This is a genomic window from Saccharibacillus sp. CPCC 101409 (assembly GCF_030518235.1).
Classification (GTDB): Bacteria; Bacillota; Bacilli; order Paenibacillales; family Paenibacillaceae; genus Saccharibacillus.
In genome coordinates this window covers 40,713-58,787 of record NZ_JAULSA010000001.1, presented here as the reverse complement: position 1 = coordinate 58,787, position 18,075 = coordinate 40,713, and the positions used below count along the sequence as shown (strand labels likewise).

Annotated in this window: 13 protein-coding genes; 2 read left to right on the top strand and 11 right to left on the bottom strand. The window is 60.1% G+C overall.

Going from position 1 to position 18,075, the window contains the following annotated elements; all coding sequences use genetic code 11:
* Positions 1 to 82: 82 nt before the first annotated feature.
* The 6 genes from QWJ34_RS00280 to QWJ34_RS00255 all read right to left on the bottom strand — a co-directional run bounded on the left by QWJ34_RS00280 (position 83) and on the right by QWJ34_RS00255 (position 4,606).
* The gene (locus QWJ34_RS00280) at positions 83 to 928 is read right to left on the bottom strand and encodes an undecaprenyl-diphosphate phosphatase (protein ID WP_483314227.1); all 846 of its coding nucleotides are present in this window, start codon (positions 926 to 928) and stop codon (positions 83 to 85) included.
* Positions 929 to 1,047: 119 nt separating this feature from the next.
* Positions 1,048 to 1,734, bottom strand: coding sequence for a hypothetical protein (locus QWJ34_RS00275; protein WP_302725050.1), 687 nt, complete (start codon positions 1,732 to 1,734; stop codon positions 1,048 to 1,050).
* A 56-nt stretch (positions 1,735 to 1,790) separates the two neighbouring features.
* Positions 1,791 to 2,465: a deoxynucleoside kinase gene (locus QWJ34_RS00270; protein ID WP_302725049.1), complete on the bottom strand. Its 675-nt coding sequence runs from the start codon at positions 2,463 to 2,465 to the stop codon at positions 1,791 to 1,793.
* 66 nt (positions 2,466 to 2,531) lie between these two features.
* Positions 2,532 to 3,170, bottom strand: coding sequence for a deoxynucleoside kinase (locus QWJ34_RS00265; RefSeq protein WP_302725048.1), 639 nt, complete (start codon positions 3,168 to 3,170; stop codon positions 2,532 to 2,534).
* 179 nt (positions 3,171 to 3,349) lie between these two features.
* A complete protein-coding gene (locus QWJ34_RS00260; RefSeq protein WP_302725047.1) occupies positions 3,350 to 3,757 on the bottom strand; it encodes a response regulator in 408 nt (135 codons plus the stop codon).
* A gap of 159 nt (positions 3,758 to 3,916) precedes the next feature.
* Positions 3,917 to 4,606, bottom strand: coding sequence for a Na-translocating system protein MpsC family protein (locus QWJ34_RS00255; protein WP_302725046.1), 690 nt, complete (start codon positions 4,604 to 4,606; stop codon positions 3,917 to 3,919).
* 262 nt (positions 4,607 to 4,868) lie between these two features.
* On the opposite strand from QWJ34_RS00255, the gene QWJ34_RS00250 reads away from it, so the two are divergent.
* Positions 4,869 to 8,000, top strand: coding sequence for a hybrid sensor histidine kinase/response regulator (locus QWJ34_RS00250; RefSeq protein WP_302725045.1), 3,132 nt, complete (start codon positions 4,869 to 4,871; stop codon positions 7,998 to 8,000).
* A 52-nt stretch (positions 8,001 to 8,052) separates the two neighbouring features.
* Positions 8,053 to 9,240 carry a response regulator gene (locus QWJ34_RS00245; protein ID WP_302725044.1) on the top strand — a complete coding sequence of 396 codons (1,188 nt, stop codon included), beginning with the start codon at positions 8,053 to 8,055 and terminating at the stop codon, positions 9,238 to 9,240.
* Between the two features lie 149 nt (positions 9,241 to 9,389).
* Here QWJ34_RS00245 and QWJ34_RS00240 read toward each other — a convergent pair whose 3' ends face one another.
* The 5 genes from QWJ34_RS00240 to QWJ34_RS00220 all read right to left on the bottom strand — a co-directional run bounded on the left by QWJ34_RS00240 (position 9,390) and on the right by QWJ34_RS00220 (position 17,964).
* Positions 9,390 to 13,322 (bottom strand): collagen binding domain-containing protein, encoded by a 3,933-nt coding sequence (locus QWJ34_RS00240; protein ID WP_302725043.1) that lies wholly within the window; start codon positions 13,320 to 13,322, stop codon positions 9,390 to 9,392.
* 174 nt (positions 13,323 to 13,496) lie between these two features.
* Positions 13,497 to 14,204 (bottom strand): Na-translocating system protein MpsC family protein, encoded by a 708-nt coding sequence (locus QWJ34_RS00235; RefSeq protein ID WP_302725042.1) that lies wholly within the window; start codon positions 14,202 to 14,204, stop codon positions 13,497 to 13,499.
* Positions 14,205 to 14,519: 315 nt separating this feature from the next.
* Positions 14,520 to 16,508: a helix-hairpin-helix domain-containing protein gene (locus QWJ34_RS00230; protein WP_302725041.1), complete on the bottom strand. Its 1,989-nt coding sequence runs from the start codon at positions 16,506 to 16,508 to the stop codon at positions 14,520 to 14,522.
* On the bottom strand, positions 16,505 to 17,293 hold the full coding sequence (locus QWJ34_RS00225; protein WP_302725040.1) for a PP2C family serine/threonine-protein phosphatase: 789 nt from the start codon (positions 17,291 to 17,293) through the stop codon (positions 16,505 to 16,507). The genes QWJ34_RS00230 and QWJ34_RS00225 overlap by 4 nt, the downstream gene beginning before the upstream one ends.
* The gene (locus QWJ34_RS00220; RefSeq protein ID WP_302725039.1) at positions 17,293 to 17,964 is read right to left on the bottom strand and encodes a vWA domain-containing protein; all 672 of its coding nucleotides are present in this window, start codon (positions 17,962 to 17,964) and stop codon (positions 17,293 to 17,295) included. The genes QWJ34_RS00225 and QWJ34_RS00220 overlap by 1 nt, the downstream gene beginning before the upstream one ends.
* Between the last annotated feature and the right edge of the window lie 111 nt (positions 17,965 to 18,075).

Sequence of the window (18,075 nt, the reverse complement as noted above, 5' to 3'; positions counted from 1 at the left end):
CGCCCGCTCCGCAAAGATGCGATGTGGGCGTCGGATTATGCGGACCAAACGATGGATCTGCGCAGCTTTGCAAAAAAAGCGATCAGAACCAGACGAAGTAAAGCACGGCGGCCAGCACGATCCGGTACACGGCGAAAGGAATCAGTTTGACTTTGTTGATCAGCTTCAGGAAGAAGCGGATCGAGATCACCGCGAACACAAAGGCGCTGATAAAGCCGACCACGAAATACGGCAGCGCATCGAGCGTAAAGTACTGCCAGTTCTTCGCCAGCGACAGCAGGCTTGCTCCGAGCATGATCGGAACGGCCATGATAAAAGTGAAATCGGCCGCGGCCCGGTGGCTCATGCCGACGAGTACGCCGCCGGAGATGGTCGCGCCGGAACGCGAGAAACCCGGCCAGAGCGATACGCACTGGAACAGCCCCATATAGAAAGCTTTTCCGTATGTAATTTCGTCCACGGTCTCGATGACCCGGCGTCTGGAATTGCGCATCACGAGGTCGGCCACGATCATCAGGATCGCTCCGATCACAAGCGCGCCCAGCACCGTTTCCAGCGAGAACAAATGCTCGTCGATATAATCGTCGAACAGCAGACCGAGAATGCCGGCCGGCAGCAGACCGATCAGGACGTGCAGCAGATTCAGCTTGGGCGTACCCGCCGGCGCACCGGAATGGCGGCCTCTGAAGCCGAGCATTTCGTAAAATTTTTCGCGAAACAAAATGACGACCGCGAGAATCGAGCCGAGCTGAATCACAATCTTGAATGTGTTCGCCACATACGACGAACCGAAGAACTGTTCCGACTTCAGCCACAGATCGTCGACGATAATCATATGACCCGTCGAAGAGACCGGCGCGAACTCCGTCATGCCCTCGACAAAGCCCAAAATAAGCGATTTAAACAAAGAAAACAAATCCCAATCCACGCTCTCCCGCCTCTCCGTTTGTGTGTAGTCCCAGTATGGCTCCGCGGCGGGAGCAAATGCAAGGCGCGCTCCCGCCGCGGCCGTCCGCTCCGGCGTCGACGGCGCCGGGCGAACGCGTCCTATTTGCCGCCGGCGTACCGCAGCAGCGCCTCGGCCGCGCGCACGCGCAGCTCCGCATCGCCGCCGCGCAGCACTTCGCGCAGCACCGCCACCGCCTCGGTTACCGCGGCGGCCAGATCGGCGGAGTCTTCCGCCTCCGCCCGGCCGGGCCCCTGCCCGCGCGGCTGCGCAGCCGCCGCGCCCGGCCCGGGAAGCCCCGCGCCGCCGGGCGCCTGCGCGGCAAACCCTTCCAGCCCGGCCTCGTCCGCCGGCCGGTCGAACCGCATTACGGCGCCGACGGGTACCGCCGCCGCAAATTGCCGCAGCGCCGGATTCAGCGCTTCCTCCGGCAGCACGCCGAGCCAGGTTACGCCCCGGCGGTGGCAGGTGCCCTGCTCCTCGTCGTCGTAGTCGCCCCGGTAATAATAATCGCCGAGATCGCCCAGCCAGACATGCCCGCCATACGGCACCAGCACGAAGTCGCCGTCTTGCATCCCGCGGACGAACGTCTCGACAGCCGCGAGCCGCCCGGCAAGCTCGCGCCCCTCATATCCATACACCCGATTGAGCCGCTTAGAAACCTCCTGCGCGTCCGCGCTTTCCGGATCGCCGATTCCCGGGTAACCGATACTGACGAAACAGTCCTCCAGAAACTCCTCCATCCGCTCCCGCCCGTGCACCACCGCCGACAAACCGAACAGATTCATACGCTCCCTCCTTTCTCTCCCTACCAAAAAGCGGCCCGAATTCGGGCCGCCCACCTCTATTTAATGACGTCCGCAGCCGCTTTCTCCCTGCGCGATTCCGCGATTTTCTCGCCGATCCGCCCGATAATCCCGTCCAGCGAGTCCGGATCGTTGACGTCGTACTCGTCGATATTGAGCCGCAGCACCGGGCAGGCGTCGAAGCCGCCGATCCAGTCGGCGTAGCGTCCGTGCATTTTTTCCCAGTAAGAAACTTCGGTCTGGATCTCCATCTCCCGGCCGCGTTCCGTGATGCGTCCCAGAATGGACGGCAGGCTGCCTTCCAGATAGATCAGGACGTCCGGATGCGGGAAGTAAGGCGTCAGCACCATCGCTTCGAACAAACTCGAATACGTTTCGTAATCGACCGCGGACATCGTGCCCTGGTCGGCGTGCATTTTGGCGAAAATGCCGGTGTCCTCGTAGATCGAACGGTCCTGCACAAAGCCGCCGCCGGCTTCGAAGATCGCTTTCTGCTCCTTGAAGCGCTCGGCGAGGAAATAGATTTGCAGATGGAAGCTCCACCGTTCGAAATCGTGGTAGAACTTTTCCAGATAAGGGTTGTGGTCGACTTTTTCCAGCGACGTCTTGAAGCCCAGACGCTGCGCCAGCGCGCCCGTCAGCGTGGATTTGCCGACGCCCACCGTGCCGGCCACCGTAATCAGCGCGTCCGCGGGAATATTGTGTGATGTCATAAACAGGACTCCTTCTTCAATAGCTTGCTCCGCCCGGTCCGTATCGGCCCGCCGGCGGCAATGTAATCAGCGGACCTGTCCGCTTCCCATCCATTCCCTGACCTGGGCCGCGATGTCTTCGAACTGCTTCGGATTCGCGACGAAATCGACGGCGTCCCCGTCGACCGTGATGATGCGCGTCTGCGGTTCGGTGACCGCCAGCGAAGCCATGGCCGACTCGTAGTCTTCGATCAGCTGCTCCAGATAAGCGCGGTCCATATCCTGCTCGAACGAACGCCCGCGCCCCGCGATCCGCGCCAGCAGCGTATCCAGGCTCGCCCGGATATACACGATAACGCCCGGCTTGACGAGGTCGTCGGTCAGCACGTGATAGATCTGCCGGTATTTGTCGCGTTCTTTTCCTTTGAGCGTGCGCTCGGAGAAGATCAGGTTCTTATAAATGTGGTAATCGGAAACGAGCGGCTTCCCGCTTGCCGTCAGCTGCGCCCCCGCGTCTCCGAGCTGTTTGTAGCGGTTGCACAAAAAAAACATTTCCAGTTGAAAGCTCCACTCGTCGATGTTCTGGTAGAACTTGCCCAGAAAAGGATTCTCTTCGACGATTTCTTTCAATACGGGCATATTCAATTCCGCGGCCAGCATCGTCGCGAGCGTCGTCTTGCCGGCTCCGATCGGTCCTTCCACGGCGATAAAAGGAACTTTATTCATCCAATCCTCCTGCCTGCGAGCGGGTTCGTCCCCGTGCGCGCTTTAGCATTGTATCACAGCTCGCGGCAAAACCGGATAGACAAATCCGAAAATCGGACGGCAAAAAAAAGGAAGAAGCCTCTTCGCTTCTTCCTTCTGTCCGGACGGATCTTCCGCCCGCCGCCGGCGGATTCCGGGAATCATATTTCGTTCCCCGTTTCTTTCTTCGAACCGAGCCGCTCTTCGAGCAGCGCCACCAGGACGCGCGTCGAGATCGGCTTGCGGATATAGCGCTCGAAGCCGGCTTGTTCGCCTTTGTCGAGATCGGCTTTCATCACGCTGGCGCTGACGGCCCAGAGCGGAATATTCCGCGTTTCCGGGTACTCGCGCATCTTTTGAATCATGGCGAATCCGTCCAATCCGGGCAGGTAAATATCGGTCAGGATCAAAGCAGGAAAAGTGCTCCGGGCGATCGCCACGCCTTCTTCGGCCGTTGCGGCTTCCAAAAGCTCAATCCCGGGCAGCTTCTTTCTGAAAATATGCCGCATCAGCAGCATGCTTGAACGATCATCTTCGACGTATAGGACTTGCAGCGGTTGTTCCGGCAACTTTTCGACCATCCTTCCAAAAAAATAAGCCGAAGAAAAGGTGGATTCCCACCCTTTCTTCGGCCCGATTAATCAGCGCATCGACCTGGATGTCTGAATCGTTACCGAAACCTATTCGGCTGTTGATACGATGACGCTTCAACGCTTATATGCTTTGATTCATCGCACGTCTTCCTTGAATATGTAAACCGCAATGCTTCTGTCCCGATCGAAGTCCCAGTCCACATACACGTCCGTCACCGTTTTGTCCAGAATTTCGCCCGCTTCGACTTCCTGCTCCAGCTTGCGTTTTTCCAGACGGCGCTTGGCCGCTTTGAGGACTTCCGAATAACCCAGCTCGACCATTTCTTTTTCCAGCAGTAAGGTTATACCCTGTCTAAAGACCGCGAGCGCCCGGGGAGCGACCCACCAGGAGTCCATGTATTCGGGGGTTTTCTGGATCTCGGCCGTCACCTGCGCAATCTGCGCGTGCAGCAGTTCCTTGCCTTCGTAATCCGCCGACGGTTCGCCGGGGATGGGCTGGATCAGGCCGACAATCATTCCGGAGGCGTTGTGCAGCCCCCAATCGTAGTAAAACTCGGAAATGCCGAGTCCGGCAATTTCCTTCAGGTAAATCTTCATTTCCGGCAGCAGCGACTCCATCAGAAGTTCACGCGTGTGGCGAAACGCCTTCTCTTCCTCCTGAGTCAGCAGAAACTGTTCGACGGGACCCATAAAATTCCGCAAGTGAAACATAATGCACTTGTCGGACAGGAAGACGCCGATCGATTCAGGTCCTTTGCCGAACCGGGCTCGCAGCAGCTTGGCAACGTAGCTCGTCGCCTGGCTTACGATTTCTTTTTCATTCATATGTAGCACCGGACCTGCTCACAAGATACGCACCGCGTTCACTAATCGCACCACGGTAAGACTTCGATTCATGAACCCGGGCATTCCGTATCAGTATACTGCAACTTTAACAAAATGGCGACAGCAGATTATGAAGAAAAAGGCAAAAAACGCCCCCGCAGTGATAAATGGAAGAATCGGAGCCTTAAATCTCCTTGATTTTACCGCTTTATTCGAAAAATAAAAGGTGGATTCGCCGGTATATCGAGATTAAAGTAGGAGTATGAGAACTTCAATCTCCAAACGGCGGCCCGCCCTCACCACCAAAACGTCCGTGGCGCTGCTGCTCTTTTTTCTGCTGTTGTTTCTTGCCGGTCTCCGGCTTGTATTGACCAATCCTTACGGCATGCACAATCAGCCCCAGGCGCGGCAGGGAGTCATCGATCTGCGCGAAGCCGCGCTGGACGAACGTCATACGCTGACGCTCGACGGAGAATGGGAATTTTACCCGGAGCGCTTTATCGCCTCCGATCCCGCGGGCGATTCCGCCGCCGCCCCCGCTTTGCTGAACGTTCCGGGCAATTGGGGCGGCGTCACCGCTCCGGACGGTTCCAAAACGAACGGCTACGGCACCTATCGGCTGCGCATCCTGCTCGGAGACCGCGGCGGCGCGTCGTACAAACTGATGATTAAAGATATTCAGACTTCGTTTCGCCTGTATATGAACGGGCAGGTCGAGGAAGGACTGGGCCGAACGTCTAAAACGGCAGCCGGACACGAAGCGGAGGTCAACGCCGCGCTGTTCACTCTGCCGCAAGCGGCGGAAATCGACCTGATGATCGAAGTCTCGAACTTCGAGAATCCGCTGCGCGGCGGCATCGCCCGCTCGATCAAGTTCGGCGAATCCCACGCCGTCAATTCCGAGCGCACCTACAACGTCGGCATGCAGCTGATTACGCTCGCCGTCCTGCTGCTGCACGCCGTCTATATCGGAATCATCTATTTGTTCAGCCGCAAAAACCGGTTGTTCCTGTGGTTTACGCTGCTGCTGATCGCGGCCCTGTTCGGGCTTTCGCTGGACGAGGACAAGATTCTGCTGGCGGCGATCCCGCTGGATTTCGTCGAAGCGAAGAAAACGGTCCTGGTCGCGTTCAACGCGATGACCGCGCTGATGCTGAAGCTGACCGTATCGTTCTGCGTGGAGCGGACCAGGCAAAAATTTTACCGCTTGTATTTCGTGCCGGCCGCCCTCTACAGCGCGTTTATTATCCTTGCCCCGATTCAGTGGGTGCTCATCACCGTCAATATGGGCCTATTCAGTCTCATGACGCTGATCGCGCCGATCGTCGTGCCGTTTCTGCTGATCCGGTATGTGATCGAGAAAGACCGCGACGCGGTGTTCCTGCTGGTGGCCGCGGGCAGCCTGGCTTCCAATCTCGTCTGGGGCGGATTCAAAAATACGGGGATCGCCGATTCCGGCTTCTACGCTTTCGATATTCTGATCGCGTTCCTCAGCACGGTCGTATTCGGCATCGGGCGTTACTTCCGCAATAACGAAGCGCTGGTCGAACTGACGGACCGGCTGCAGCGCGCGAACAAGACCAAGGACGACTTTCTCGCCAACACGTCGCACGAGCTGAGAACGCCGCTGCACGGCATGATCAATATCGCGGACGGCGTGCTGCGCGGCGAAGGAAACGCGCTGACGGAACGCTCGCGCAAAGACCTGCTGCTGCTGACGCAGGTCGGGCGGCGCATGGCGCTGCTGCTCGGCGATCTGCTCGACGTCTCGCAGCTGCGCGAGAACCGGCTGATCCTGCGCCGCGAGCCCGTCAAGGTACAATCGACGGCCGCCGGCGTGCTCGATATGCTGCGCTATACGTCGGCGGGCAAAGCGCTGACGCTCGAGCAGAATATCCCCGCCGACTTCCCGGCGGTTCAAGCCGACGAGAAACGGCTGACGCAGATTCTGTTCAACCTCGTGCACAATGCGATCAAGTTCACGACATCCGGCCGGGTGGCGGTGGACGCGCGGCTGATCGGCGGACGCGCCGAGATCCGGGTCTCGGATACCGGGGCCGGCATCGGCTCGGAAGAACGGGCGCGCATCTTCGCGCCTTACGAACAGGGCGATCCGCTGCTGGCCGCCGCGGGCGGAGGCATCGGTCTGGGTCTGAGCATCAGCCGCAGCCTGGCCGAACTGCACGGCGGTGAACTGGGCGTCGAATCCGTGCCCGGAGAAGGCTCGGTCTTCTTCTTCTCGCTGCCGCTGGCGGAATCTTCCGCCGCGGAAGAAGCGCTGCCGGACTTCGGCGGCGAACCGCCGGGCGAGGCGGGCGGCATTGGACACACGGTCATTCAAGATTCCCGGCCGGGCGGACCGAACGCCGCTTCGGCGCAGCCGGACGTTCCGCGGGGCGAACTGCCGAATATCCTGGCCGTCGACGACGACCCGGTAAACCTGCGCGTGCTGCGCGGCATTCTCCCGCAGGACCGCTACCGGATGACCGCCGTGCTCAGCGGAGCCGAAGCGCTGGAGAAGCTCGGCGGCGGGCCGTGGGACCTGGTCATCGCCGACGTGATGATGCCGCAGATGTCCGGCTACGAGCTGGCCGCGCGCATCCGGGAACGCTATTCGAGAGCGGAACTGCCGATCCTTCTGCTGACCGCGCGCGGGCGGCCGGAAGATATTTATTCCGGCTTCGCGGCCGGCGCGAGCGATTATATCGTCAAGCCGGTCGATTCGCTGGAGCTGACCCACCGCGTCAAAGCGCTGACCGATCTCAAGCGCGCGGTCGGCGAGCGCCTGAATCTCGAAGCCGCTTATCTCCAGGCGCAGATCCAGCCGCATTTCCTGTTCAACGCCCTGAATTCGATTACGGCGCTGAGCGGGATCGATCTCGACCGGATGAACGAAACGATCGAAGCGTTCGGTTCTTATCTGAAGATCAGCTTCGATTACTGGAACGCGCAGCCGCTCGTCCCGCTCGAACGCGAGCTTGAGCTGGTCCAATCTTATCTGTATATCGAACAAATGCGCTTCGAGGACCGGCTGAGCATCGAAGTATCGATCGACGAAAGCGTCGATCCCGGGATGACTTTGCCGCCGCTCTGCATTCAGCCGCTGGTGGAGAACGCGGTCCGCCACGGCGTGCTCAGCCGCTCGGGCGGCGGCCGGGTGTCCCTCTCGATCGAGGCCGAAGAAGAGTCTGTCGCGTTCCGCGTCGAGGACGACGGCGTGGGCATGGACGAGCGGACGCTGCGCGGGCTGCTGGCGCCCGGACACGTCGAAGGACGCGGCATCGGCATCCGCAATACGGATCATCGGCTGAAGCGGCTGTACGGCTCGGGCCTTTCCGTCGCCAGCAAACCGGGCGAAGGCACGTCGGTCGCGTTCCGCATCCCCCGAAGCTGAAAAATAAGCAGTTGCCCGACTCGGATAAAAATGCAACGAGGTGAACCCCATTATGGTGAAAGCTTTGCTGATCGACGACGAAAAACTGGCCGTTGCGCATATGGAAAAACTGCTGCGCGATCTGCCCGGCGTGGAAAGCGTCGATTCGTATACCGACCCGGCGGCGGCCGTGGAAGCGGCGCGCCGGCTGAAGCCGGACGTTATTTTTCTGGATATCGTGATGCCGGAGCTGAACGGCATGCAGGCGGCGGAAATGATGCAGCAGGCCAGCCCCGATTCGGATATCGTGTTTGTGAGCGGCTACGACCGCTACGCGATCGAAGCGTTCGAGCTGAACGCGCTCGATTACGTGCTCAAGCCGGTGCAGAAGACCCGGCTGGCCAAAACGCTCTCGCGGCTGAACATAAGGCGCGCGGACGAGCCGCAGCCCGTTCAGTCCGCCGCCGATACGGCGATCGGCTGCTTCAAGACGCTGCGTCCGTACGCGGGACCGGAAGCGCCGGCGGACGCCGGTTCTTTCCGCTGGAGAACCACGCGAGCGCAGGAATTGTTCGCTTACCTGCTGCATCACCGCGAACGCTTCGTCAGCAAAGACAATCTGATTCACCGGTTCTGGCCCGACCTGCCGTTCAAGAAAGCTTCCACTTATTTGTATACGACGATCTATCAGATCCGCCAGTGCCTGAAGCAGGCCAAGATCGAAGCGGAGATCGCCAATGCCAGCGGCGGAGAAGGCTATACGCTGCATCTGCGCGAGGTCGGACTCGATATCGACCGGTTCGAAAGCGGCATCCGCGAGCTGGGGCCGATCGGCTTCGCCAACTGCTCCGGGCACCGGCGGCTGGCCCGGCTTTATATCGGCGATTATCTCGTCGATTACGATTACGGCTGGGCCGAAGGCGAGCGCCAGCGGCTGCGCGCCGTCCAGCTGAACCACGGCCTGGCCCTGGGGCTGTTTCTGCTGGAAAGCGGCAGGGCCGCCGAAGCCGCGGCCGAATACAAAAAGCTGACGGACCTGCACCCTTACGTCGAGCAGGCGCATCTGGGGCTGCTGCAATCTTACGCGCTGCTGAGCGACCCGGGCGCGGTGGACGAGCAGTACCGGCAGGCGGAGCGGCTGTTCGAACAGGAACTCGACCTGGAGCTGCCGCTTCTGCTGTCGGAGTGGTATACGAAGTGGAACGCGGGCGAATTGGCCGCGGGCGTTCTGCCCGCCGCCCTGCGTACGGACTTCCGCTGATTTCGCTGCGGAAGTCCCAAGCCCTTCCGTCTCTATGCGTCCGGACCATAAAAAAACCGCTTCGCGAAGTGTGCGCACTTCGGAAGCGGTTTTTGGTTTGATCGGGACGTGTATGCGCTAGCCGATAAATCGCGCGGCGGATTCCGTATTCAATCCTGTTTCTGCGCATCGCTTCTGCGTACGAGCAGGAATCCGGTCAGGCCGAGCAGCAGCAGGGCGAAGCCCGCCGCGCGCGTCGGCAGAGAGCCGGTTTCGCCCGTCTGCGGCAGCACGCCGCCTTCGATTACGACCGCTGCGCCCGGAACCGATCCGTCCGGCGAGTAGACCGGCGACGGTTGGGCCGGTACGGACGCTGGGTCCGGGGTAACGTCCAGACCGCCCTGCGGCGTCTCGTCGGTAATCTCGATTCCGTTATCCGGCGGTGTAACCGGACCCGACTCGACAGGGGCTGCCGGTTCGGGCGTTACCGGAGTCGGTTCCGGCTGGACCGGCGTCGACGGAGCCGGTTCGACATCGAGTCCGCCCGAAGGGGTTCCGCCTTCCGGCAGGTTAATCAGCGGCGCCGGAAGCGGAAATTCCGGCAGGATCAGTCCCGGCGTGTTCGGCGTCGGCGTTTCCGGCGTCGGCTGGACCGGTACCGGCGGTTCCGGAGTCGGCGTTACCGGAGGACCCGGATCGACCGGAGGTCCCGGGTTGACCGGCGGCTGAGGATCGACCGGTGGAGTACCCGGGCCCGGAGGTGTTCCAGGATCGGTCGGCGGCGTGCCCGGATCTACGGGAGGCGTTCCGGGATCGGTCGGGGTCGCCGGCATTTTTTTATTGGCGACTTCTTTTTCCACGACCAGATCTTCTCCCGCGTTCGCGCCGTTGATCGTTACGGGGATTCCGAGCGGCTGCCCGTTCTCGTCGAGTTCGAGTTCATAGCCGTTCGGCGCTTTCGTTTCCGTCAGGATGTAATCGCCGGACAGCAGCTTCGTAAAGACGAGTTTGCCCTGCGCGTCGGTTACGTTGTTTCCGATCAAGGTGCTTTTGCCGTTTCTGACGCGCTCAAGTTTGAATTCCGCCCCTTCGAGCAGCGTGCTTGCCGCTCCTTCTTCGACTTTCAGCACGGAGAGACGGTAGTAAACCCCGCTGCCCGTACCTCCCCCGGAAGATCTGGCGACAAGAACTTCTTTGCCGGTTTCCTGGCTGACCTTATTGACGTTTTCTCCGATGAAACTCAGCGCGTTCGATACTTTCGTTCCGTTCTTGGCATTGGTCAGCGTCTGGTATTCCAGCACGTAAGGCGTGGAAATTTGCTTCGCGAAGCCGAGTACGAACGACTCCGCTCCGTTCTCGTCGACCGTGACGTCAACCTTGTAATCCGTGCCGGCTTGCAGCAAACGGTCCGCGTTCTTCGTTACGGCTCCGTTCTGCGCCACGTTCGCGGCATACAATTTGAACGAATCTTTCAGGATGACCTGATCGGCGCTCGGTTTGTCCGTAAGCACCGCTTTGTCGACCGTGGATTGTCCGCGGTTGATCCAGACGGTCCAGTCGATAGCATCCTGGTCTTCTTTGCTTTGTTCGCCGGTCTTCGCGACGAATTCTCCGCCCTGCACGACGGTGACGGCGCTTGTAAGCGGCTTGGAAACCGCCGCCGCTCCGTCCGTCAGCACGGCCGTATTCGGAATTCTGCCGGTCGTGACCGCTCCGTCGAGCGTCGTATCGAAGATCAGGATATAGCCTGTGTCGATCGGCTGCTTGAACGATACGGTCAGCTTTCCGCCGTCCTTGTCGTAAGCCGCTTCATACCCGGTTTTCGGCACTTCGGTTTCTTTTGAAATCTGGCCTCCGGGCGCAATTTTCATTTCAAAGACCCGGAGACTGTTCAATTCCTCTACGCCCATGCTCTGTCCGTTCGTCAGCGTATCGACGATCGAAGCCTGCGCAAGCTGCTTCAGGTTGTAGTTGACGTTTACCGTCCAGGTGATTTTTTTGCTTGCCGCGTTGTAGCTGCCGAATTTGGAGCCGTTGGCGAGCGTTGCCGCGTTGGGCGTAAAATCGGCGCTTGTCGTCACGCTTTGCTCCTGCCCCGCTTCGTCCGTCCATTTGACGACCGCCTGGTTGCGGAAAAAGGTTTTGCCCGCTTGAAGCGTGTCGAGATTGAATCTCGTGTTGTACTCGATCGAGTACTCGTCGCGGAGTGTATCGGCGAAGGCAATCGCGAATCCCTGCGCGTAATCGCCGCCCTGCGCCGGAACCAGCGTATAATCGTCGCCGAGCGTCAGTTTCCCGGAAACCTTTCCGTTAACGATCTTGTTGACGACCAGGCTGTCCGGAAGCAGTTCCAGTCCGCTATTCGGGAAATTATCGGTGATCGTAACGCCGTTCATCGGCAGTTTGTTGTGATTCAGCTCGATCTTCCAGCCGACCGTTTTATTCGCATAATTGTCGTTCGCTTTGACGTAAGACTTGATTCCGAACACCTGTCCGATTCCGACCTGGTCCGAAGCCGATTTGTCGCCGCTTGTGACGGTATTGACTACGGTTTCTTTGTTCACGTTGTAAACCGGATTGCCGGCTCTGGTACTGTATTCGATCACGTAAGCCGAGCTAATCTCTTTGGCAAAGCGAAGCTCGAATCCGTTCTGCCCGTTCTCGCCCGCGATCGGGGTAACGGAGTATTCCGAAGAACCGATCTCCTGTTTGCCTTCTTCGCCGCGCTCGCCCAACGGATTTACGCTGGAGACTTTGATTCCAGCCGTGCCGCCGACCAGTTCCTGCGTACCGTTGAACAGATCTTTCAGCACGGCATCGCCCGCGGCAATCCGATTCTGTCCGTAGTTGTAGTAAACTTTCCAATCCACCTGCTGCGTTTCGGAATTGTACTTCGTCATTTTTTTATCCAGCAGCCTGCCGACCGTTACTTCCACCGAAGCGTCGGCGCTGAGCGATTCGGTATTGCTGCCGCTAAGCACGGCTGTGTTGACAAACTTTTTGGTGCCTTCGAAGCCGTCATCGACGCCGGTCGAATACTCGACGCGATAAGCAGAATCGATACCGCCCGAGTCGAAAGTCAGTTCAAAGTCTTTGCCGTCCTGCGTTTTCGAGACTTTATAAGCCGTGAATTCTCCCTCGGGCGTCACCGTTCCGTCCATATTGACGTTCAGGCGGGTGACCTTGATCGAGTCCGGTTGCAGCGTCAAGCCTGCCGGAACGACATCGGTCAGCCTGGCGTCCCGCACTTCGGCCAATGTTTGGTTGAAGTCGATCGTCCAGGCGATTTCTTTGCCGTTCTCGTCTTTCCGGAAAACGCCTTTCTTGACAATGGCTTTGTCCACGGCGGGTTTGATCTTTACGCTGACTTTCTTCTCCCCGCTGCCGATCGGAAATACGATCGTTTGCTCCGTGCTGTTGGTAAACTTTTGCTTATTGAAAGTCGTTTCGGCGTACAGCGTTCCGCTCACATCGTCGTATTCGGCGATGGAGTCGTTGAACGTCATTTTGACTTCCAGCGTGTCTTTGTCGATCGTAAACGTCCCGACCGAGCCTTCGCCCCATTTGAGATCGCCGCTCAAGCTGCCGGCGAGCACGAATTGTTCGGGCAGCCGGAAAACGAACCAGTCGCCGCCTTTGTACCCGTGGCCGTTCGGCAGCGCCCATTCGTAGTACACTTCGACGCCGGCATTCTGGTCGTATACGACGCCGTTATCGACCGGGACATACTCGCCGGCCCCGTTTCTGATTTTAAGATCCACGTTTGTAAGCAGGTTTTCTTTGATCTGCGCCGCTTCGCGTTCTTCTTCCGCCAGAGCGGAGACTTCTTCCTCCTGCGCTTGCGCGGCTGCGTCGGGATCGACCGCTTCTTCGCCGCCGCCCGTTTCGGGCGCGGCTTCTTCCGCATGATCCTGTGCTTGATCCGGCTCGGATATACCCTGCGTCTGGCCCGGTGTTTCTGTCTGCTCCGGCCCGGACGTTTCCGCCGCCCGCTCCGCTGCCGCCGTTTCTTCCGCGCTCGCGCCCGCCGCAAAGCCGAAGCCCTGCAGGATCTGCACAGCGAGCAGCAGGCCGACGACCAGCAGGCTCATTTTCTTTCTCATTTTGCGTTACCCTCCCCAACGATTATGTAGACATGCTTGCTCGGCATTCGCCTGAATAGAAGCATAGGACACGCGCATATACAAAAACTGAACATGCGCAGCGGGAAGTTGGACAACGCAAAAAAGGACTCCGCTGCGGGAGTCCCGGGTATTTAAACGACTGGAACGGCCGCTCTATTCGATGCTTCGGCCGGCTTCTGTTTTTTGGGCGCTGTCGAAGCGGCAGACGAGAACGCTGTCGCTTTTACCAAAATTCCAATCGACGTAAATCTCGCTCATCCGCCTGCGCACATAACGGCCGATGTCCAGATTTTGTTTTATCGTTCTTTTTTCCAGCCTGCGCTTGGCCGTTTTTAAAATGTCTTCATAATCCAGGTCGTACAGTTCTTTCTCCAACAGCCCGAATATCCCTTTGCGAAAAATAACGAGCGTCCGGGGGTCGACCCACCAGGAGTCGATATAAGAAGGCACTTTATGCGATCTCGACAAAGCGGCATCGAGCCGCACATGCAGTTCTTCCCGTCCGATATAGGTCTGCCGATGACAAGGCTCGCTCCGGAACAAAGCGACAATTGTGCCGGATGCGTCGTCGGCGCTCCAATCGTAATAAAAACTTTCCGCGTTCAAATTCTCCTCGTCCAGCAGAAGGGTCAGATCCGGCACAAACGCTTTCATCATCAATTCCCGCGTGTAGCGGAACGTCTTCTCGCTCTGCTCGGCCAGCAGCGCCGCTTCGAAAGGATGTACAAACCCTTTCATATGAATCACCAGACAATCGGAATCCATCGACAAATTCAGTGAATCCGGTGCTTTGCCGAAACGCGTTCGGAGCAGTTTGTCTATTCCTTCCGCGATCTTGACGGCTTTATCTTTGTCGCTCATCCTGCTCATATCCTGCACATACGCCTCTCTGCCTTTGAACAGGCAGCCCCGACGCCCGTAAAAAAACGTAAGTTTCGAACTTGCCGTTCGAACGCGGGTACTTTTCTCCATTATACACAAAAGAACCTGTATTCGGAAAACAAACGAAGCCGCAAATAAAAAGACCCGGCGAAAGCAAAAGCCCGCAGGATCCAATTATCGAAATTTGAGGTTATACGAATGTGCGATTCTCCTGCCGGCTTTGCCGCAGGCAAACGAAATATCTTTCGCTTCGATTCAACGGAAAAACCCGCCGGACAGCGGCGCGGACAGAAATCACAGCGCTTCGACATCGCCTTCGGCCTGGGCCAGCGCCCGCGCCGTGCCGCTCGCTTCGCGCAGAACGGCTTCCTGCCTGGCGCGGATAACGCCGGAAATGCGGGTCAGCTCGGACGGGCCGCCGGCCAGGCGGCGTTCCAGCTCTTTGGTGCGCGCTTCGATCTCGCGCTCCACCGCCATAATCTCGGCGCCGGGCACGCGTCCGCGCACCGGGTCGAATACGAAGCGCCGCTCGATCCGGTCGCGCCAGGCGAGCATCATCCGGGTATTCGCCGGCCCGAAGCCCGGCACCCGCGCCAGCTTGTTCGGGATGACTTCAAACGCCGTTTCGATGCCGAACAGCGACAGCGTCGCTTTGCGGCCCGGGCCGATGCCGTCGAGCTGCGCCTGGTCGATCCGGTGCTGCCGAAGATAAGCCTGCAGCTGGATGCTCCGCTGTCTGGAGCTCAGGCGGCGCAAACGGGTCGCTTTGACGGTGTCGAGATCCAGGTACTCGCGCCTGGCCTGGTCGAGCTCCTGCAGCTTGCTCGCGAACTCTTCGGTTTTGCCCGCTTCCTCGTAGCGTCTGGACATCTCGCTCCAGCGGACGCGGAGCTCGTCGCGGTCCTTCATCCGCTCGCGGCGCAGGGCGCGGCGTCCGCGCCCCGCGGCGACGAGCAGCAGGTTGAAGCCGGCCAGCACGCCGGCCGTCAGCATCCAGGCGCCCGGCAGGAGCGTCCAGGCCGCCGCGGCCGAGGCCAGCGACAGCAGCGACAGGCCCGCGCGCCATCTCCGCCGCCGCAGCCACGCGGCGACGGGCGCCGACGGCGGTGCGCTCAGCGCCGCAGGCTCCGGCAGCGCCGGTCCCTGCGGCGGCTGCGGCACGCGCAGGATCTGGGCCCAGGCGGCCGGCAGGCGGAAGCCGGCCGCCTGGGCGGGTTCGGGCGCCGCCTCGCGCGCGGCGCCGGAAGGCGAAGCCGCGGCGCGGGCGGCCGGCGACGCGTGAAACAGGAGGCTGCCGGTCGCAGCCTCCATGGCGCACCACGGGCAGCTCCCCGCGCCCGCGGGATAATGGTGCCCGGCGCTGCGCGGGCACGGCACCAGGCCGCCGGCCATCTCCTGCAGCGCGGCGATCCACTCCAGCGCATCCGGGCGCCTGGTCATCGCCTCCTGCGAGAAAGCGCGCGCGAACAGCTCCCGCACCGGCGCCGGCAGCGCCTGAAGCGGCAGCGCGCCCGGCGGCGGCTGCATCTTGCGCGCCGGCGCCGACGGGCCGTAGGCAAAGCGGAACTCGCGGATCGCCCGCTCGATCGGCATATCGCCGGAACCGGCGTATTTGCCGGCAAACGGATGCCGGCCCATAAACAAGAGCATAAAGATAAACACCGCCAGGCCGAAATTGTCGTGGTTGCGGGTGCGGGCTACGCCGCGAAACGACTTTACGCCCTGCAGTTCGGGCGGCATATACATCGGGATGCCGACATCGCAGCCGAAACGGTTCCGGCCGGCCTGGATCTGGAAGCTGTCGCAGTCCAGCATCAGGATGGTGGCCTGGTCCGTCACATAGAAATTGCTGTGGTTGATATCGCCGACCACATGCCCCGCTTCGTGCACGGCCGCGAACGCGCGGGCCAGATTGGCCGCCGTATGTACAAGAAAAGGATAGCCGGCCTGCGGAAACTCGTTCAACCGCGTTTTGGGACCGTAGAGCTTATGGATTTCCTTGCCGGCAAGCTGAGGCATCAGAAAGCCCACGATCCGGCGTCCGGAATCGCGCAGCACGTCGAGAGGCCAGACCGTAAAGCGCAGCAGCTGCTCGGTCTTGAGCCGCACCATCGCTTCGATCTTCTCCTGTTTGTCTTTCGGCGGCGGCGTATGATACAGCTTCGCGACCAGCCCCGGCCGCGCCGGAATCTCGAACACCGAGCCTTCGCCGCCCCGCCCCAGTTCGCGGCCGAAGATCACTTCCGCGCCGCTTCCGTTTACAATCCGGTGCGCGTTCTTCATGATGCACCTTCCGCTCCGGCCAGACGCGTCGCCAGTACAAGGGTCTTGTCGTCGTCGGTGCGTTCATTGACGCGCGGGGAATCGAGGAACGACCGCAGCGAAGCTCCATAGCGTTCGTCCTGCGGCTTCTCCTGCCTGCGCAGCGCCGAGAAGAACGGACGGAAGAACGGCTCGTAAGCCGTCCGCGTCTGGTAATGCAGCGCCAGGCGCTGCAAACCGTCGGTGAACAGCGCCACTTCGCCGCAGGCCGCTCCGCTGCGCAGACTGTGCTGCAAGTACTTGCGCGCTCCGCTCTGCGTCGCGAAATAGGTCGTGTTCTCGTATTCGCCCTGCTGGGGCCAGAATTCCCACATATAAACGCCCTCCTCGCCAGAGAGTACGATCGCGCCGTCGCCGATCTGCATAAAGACCGCCGAATCTTCGCCTACGACAGCGGCCAGGAACGTACAGGCGTATTCGCGCGAACGGCAGCCGGATTCGGCGGCTTTTTTGCGTATCGCGCGCTGGAATCGGCCCAGCCAGGCTTCGCCGAATTCGCGAGTCAGGCCGGACACGTCTCCTCCTTTTTCGAGGTGACGGCCGACCTCCTCGGCGAATAGGGTGCAGGCCAGCTCCGATCCTTTATCCGAACGTTCGGCGCTGCCCGCCCCGTCCGAGACGGCCGCAAGCAGCACCGGCGCTCCGCCGGGCCCGGCAAGCGTCGTGCACAGCGAGAAGTCCTGGCAGGGTTTGTCCGTCTTCGCATGCGACGTGCCGCGGACGGAGACATGCGCATACCTCCACATCAGATCAAAGCCCAGCCTTCCGGCGAAGCGGGATTCTCCAGCCGGATCTGATCGCCGGGCGTGGAGTGCGACACCGAATTCAGCGAGTTCGACAGCCAGGAGAACAAATCCGCAAAGCGCAGACCTTTGAGCTTCAGCGGCGCGCGCGTCGCAATCTGTCCGAGCACGTTCATATCGGCGTTCTCGACGCCGACCGCGAAGAACATAAACGACTTTGCCGCTTCCCCTTCCCGCACCAGCGACGCCGCCCGCTGCCAGCTGTCGGTCGGGGCTCCGTCCGTAATCAGGAAGATCCACGGCCGGTAATAGGAAATGCCGTTTTGTTTGTACACATTCTTGCGGTTCTCCAGCATGGAGACCGCTTTCTCGATCGCTTCGCCCATCGGCGTATTGCCGCTCGCCGTCAGCGTCGGCGGATAGAAATCGTCGGGCGTCCCGAATTCGGACGTCGCCTGGACCGGGCCGAAGCTGACGACCGCGAGTTCGACCCGCTTGACGGACATGCTGTCGGTCATCAGCTCTTCCTTAAAAGCGGCCAGGCCGCGGTTCAGCTCGGTAATCGGCTGTCCGCTCATCGAATACGAGGTGTCCAGCAGCAGAATGCAGGGACATCTCGGCTCGGGATTTTCCGCAAACTCGGCGGCAAATGGAATTTGGTCGAATTCAAACATCGGAACAACCACCTTTATCGTTAATAAGCATCTTTAGTTATATCGGAGTTATATCGGCATCTTTACTTAGATTCGGGATACGCAGCCGCTTTACCTGCCGTCTTTTTATCA